The following is a 3,757-nucleotide window of genomic DNA, read 5'->3' as shown; positions in this document are numbered from 1 at the left end:
CAACAACGTATATAGCTCATTGTGGCGGAATTTTTTAATTGAAAAATTCCTTATATTTATAATCAAAATTGCTTCGGCGGAAAAATCTCGCTGATTTTCCCACAACGAAGCCATATACAAACCCGTTGTAGGTAATGCAAAAAAACCAGCCGCACATTAGGCACATTTGGTTTTTGCCAACACACAAAGCCGACGCTGAAAAAACCAAAAGAGCCTAATTTTGCCACCGCACGGACGGACAATACAATAAATGAAAACAGAACTCGAAATAAAAGACAAAACCAGACAGACCGAAGGACTAAAAATTGCTCCGTTCAGACAGCATATCAGAAAAACATCTCCACACAAACACAACAGTTATTTTGAAATAATTTACCTGACCAAAGGAAAAGGTTCCCACACCATTGACACCAAAGAATATAAAATAAAACCTCCTGTAATTTTCACTATCCGGAAAGAGCAGGTTCATTTTTGGGACATCAAAACAGAACCCCAAGGCTTTGTACTTATCATCAAAAAATCCTTTATTGATAACTGTTTGGACAAGGACATCAAACGCCTGATTTCAGAATTGAGTGCACAAACCTGTCTTTTTCCCAAAGACAATACTGCTATTGACATTTTCAATATTTTACTAAATGAATATCAACAAAAGAAAAAACCAAATCAACCGATAATAGACGGACTGTTAAAAGCACTTTTGGCAAAATTTCTTGAATCAGCAACGCCAAATATTTCTAAAAACGGCAACAGCACAATCTTTCAAAAATTCATTGACCTTTTGAGCAAAGAAGATGAACTCACAAACAAGGTAAACCATTATGCCAAATTGTTGAACACCACTCCTCAAAACCTAAATGCAATTTGCAGAAAAGAAACAGGACAATCTTCTACCGAGATACTTTCCGAACACATCATCAATGAAGCAAAAAGACTTTTGCTTTACACAGACATTACCGTAAGCGAGATTGCTCACAAACTTGATTTCAAAGACAATTCTCATTTTTCAAAATACTTCAAACGACACGTTGACCAAACTCCAGTAGGCTTTAGAAGCGACAACAACTAAATACCATACATTTTTCAAATAGACCATATTATTGATTGAGTGTTGTATAATTTTACGACATTAAAATCCACGAAATATGAAATGGTCAATATCAATTATCGCTTTGCTTCTGCTTTTGTCTTGTGGAAACAATCAAGACCAAAATACCCAAGGCAAATGGATAAAAGGAACGGAACAGGAAAAATTAGAAACCATTGAAAACCAATTCAGGGGTTTTGATATGGCAATGGTAGAAACAGGCTATCGCTATCAGGAACTGTATTGGGCAGGACAAGACGAAAATTGGGAATATGCAGACTATCAATTAGAGAAAATTCGAAAAGCGATAGAGAACGGATTAGAACGAAGACCCAAACGTGCAAAATCCGCAGAGCATTTCTTAACCGTAGCACTTCCAGAAATGGAAAAAGCACTTGAAAAAAGAGATACGATTGTGTTCAACAAAAATTTCCAAGTGCTGACCAACAGTTGTATCAGTTGCCACGCAATGGAAAAAGTACCACATTTTACAGTAAAGAAACCTCTTTACAGACAATCACCAATTCGCAAATAAGTATGTTTCAAAAAATAATTAGTTCAGACTATTCAAAAACCACCATCATTATTCGCTTAATGGTCGGTGCGGTTTTCCTTTCGGAAGGCATTCAAAAATTCTTATTTCCTGCTATTCGTGGTGCGGGACGATTTGAAAAAATCGGACTTCCGTCACCGGAATTTCTCGGTGCTTTTGTCGGCACGTTTGAGATTGTTTGTGGTGCGTTGATTTTACTTGGCTTGCTGACAAGATTAGCAAGTGTTCCAACACTCGTAATAATGTTGGTTGCCATTGCTACTACAAAATCAGAAATTTTAGTCAATGACGGATTTTGGGTAATGATGCACGGTAGCCGCACCGATTGGGCAATGCTTTTAGGAAGTCTGTTTTTGATAATTAAAGGTGGTGGAAAATGGTCGCTTGACTCGACATTTCAAAAAAATAATTAAAAATGGAAAACGAACTAAAACGAGAACTAAAAACACCAGGAGCCATTTTAATGGGTTTGGGTTCAATCGTAGGGACAGGCATTTTTGTAAGTATAGCCATTGCTACCCAGATAGCAGGTAGTGGCATTATTATCGCAGTGGTAATCGCTGCTGTACTTGCAGCTTTCAATGGTTTAAGCAGTGCACAGCTTGCTGCTGCACATTCGGTGAGTGGAGGCACATATGAGTATGGAAACCGCTTTCTAAACTCTTATTTTGGATTTGCTGCAGGATGGATGTTTTTGATAGCAAAATCAGCGTCTGCTGCAACCGCAGTATTAGGGTGTGTAGGCTACCTATTTTATGCTTTTGGTGTAAACGCTGACAATGTGGGCATTGTAGGAGCCGGACTTTTGTTACTTTTTGTGATGACATTACTTGTTTCCGGTGGTATTAGGCGAAGCAATCAGGCCAATATAATTATTGTTTCTGCAACCTTATTAGGACTTGCTGCACTCGTAATTGTCAGTTTCTTTGTTAAGGGCTTTCCTGTTCAACCAATTGTTGACTCTGTAAAAGACACCTCTATTACATCAATTCTCTATGGGTCAGCTTTAATGTTTGTCGCATATACCGGATATGGGCGAATTGCAACACTCGGGGAAGAGGTTTCCGAACCACGTACTACAATTCCCAAAGCCATTATTCTTGCAATGGTAATTATTGTAATACTCTACCTTGCCGTTTCACTTACAGCGATAAATGTTATGGGAGCGGAAGCATTTGGTCTAAGCGTTGAGGGAAAAGCAGCGCCATTGATGTTAGTTGCTCAGTCACTTTCAGTACCTGTTATTGGCTCTGTAATCACTATTGCTGCCATTACTGCTATGTTAGGAGTAGTGCTTAATTTACTGCTTGGTTTGTCGCGTGTAATTCTTAGTATGGCACGGAGAAAAGACCTGCCTGCTAAATTGTCCAAAATAAATCACAAAACTCAAAGTCCCGCTGTAGCTGTTTGGGTGACAGGAGGTATAATTGGAGTATTGGTGTTAAGCGGAGATGTTGTTTTTACTTGGTCATTCAGTGCGTTTACAGTATTGATTTATTACGCTATTACTAATCTAGCGGCTCTGAGAATGCCTGCGGACTTACGCTTATATCCTCGTTGGATTCCCGCTTTTGGCTTATTTGGATGTCTGTTTCTCGCCTTTTGGATTGAACCCACTTTTTGGATTGGTGGTCTTGCATTATTAGGTGTTGGTTTGATTTGGCATTCAATTGCTTTAAAGTTGAAATCCCGAAACAAAGATTAATAAACGTCTAAAATAAAGCCTCGGATTATGTCTATTGACATTAATATCAAAGCCAACGCTCGACAGCCACACACATTGCCAAGCCGCTCGAATCAGCCGCACAATCCTAAGCTTGTCAATAAGTGTGTCTTCCCCAACGCACGGACGAAAAAGAAAGCACTACCTACAACATTGTATAAGCGTAATGCGGGCTGAGTGGCTAAAATTGAGTATTTTGGCATCTATCAAAGTTTGGTGCAGGTGGACAATGAATCGCTCCGAAATCCCGCACTACGCTTATACTTGACCGTTGGCAAAAATAGCTCGAATGAATTTCGGTCAGAAATAAAATGAGTTTAGAAAGAGTTTAATGAGTTGGTTTTTAACAAAAAAAATGAGAGGTGAAACGGATAGATTTTAAAAAATGAGTTGT

General features: G+C 38.7%; 4 protein-coding genes. All 4 read left to right on the top strand.

The features are described from left to right. Nucleotides 1-250: 250 nt before the first annotated feature. A complete protein-coding gene (locus HGB55_RS14500) occupies nucleotides 251-1,069 on the top strand; it encodes an AraC family transcriptional regulator (RefSeq protein WP_168817722.1) in 819 nt (272 codons plus the stop codon). Between the two features lie 76 nt (nucleotides 1,070-1,145). Further along, nucleotides 1,146-1,622, top strand: a complete 477-nt coding sequence (locus tag HGB55_RS14495; RefSeq protein ID WP_168817720.1) for a hypothetical protein — start codon at nucleotides 1,146-1,148, stop codon at nucleotides 1,620-1,622. Between the two features lie 2 nt (nucleotides 1,623-1,624). Then, complete coding sequence (locus HGB55_RS14490; protein WP_168817718.1) at nucleotides 1,625-2,053, top strand: DoxX family protein; 429 nt, start codon at nucleotides 1,625-1,627, stop codon at nucleotides 2,051-2,053. 2 nt (nucleotides 2,054-2,055) lie between these two features. Next, nucleotides 2,056-3,345, top strand: coding sequence for an APC family permease (locus HGB55_RS14485; RefSeq protein WP_158210464.1), 1,290 nt, complete (start codon nucleotides 2,056-2,058; stop codon nucleotides 3,343-3,345). The last annotated feature ends 412 nt before the right edge of the window (nucleotides 3,346-3,757 follow it).

The sequence above is a fragment of the Lutibacter sp. B1 genome (genome assembly GCF_012524075.1).
In the GTDB taxonomy this organism is placed as follows: domain Bacteria; phylum Bacteroidota; class Bacteroidia; order Flavobacteriales; family Flavobacteriaceae; genus Lutibacter.
The sequence above is the reverse complement of the archived record's forward strand: the minus strand, read 5'-3'. Positions and strand labels throughout refer to the sequence as shown.

What these genes read in the sequence shown, in the direction of transcription:
- HGB55_RS14500 (WP_168817722.1), top strand. Translation starts at nt 251, where the DNA reads ATGAAAACAGAACTCGAAATAAAAGACAAAACCAGACAGACCGAAGGA.
- HGB55_RS14495 (WP_168817720.1), top strand. Translation starts at nt 1,146, where the DNA reads ATGAAATGGTCAATATCAATTATCGCTTTGCTTCTGCTTTTGTCTTGT.
- HGB55_RS14490 (WP_168817718.1), top strand. Translation starts at nt 1,625, where the DNA reads ATGTTTCAAAAAATAATTAGTTCAGACTATTCAAAAACCACCATCATT.
- HGB55_RS14485 (WP_158210464.1), top strand. Translation starts at nt 2,056, where the DNA reads ATGGAAAACGAACTAAAACGAGAACTAAAAACACCAGGAGCCATTTTA.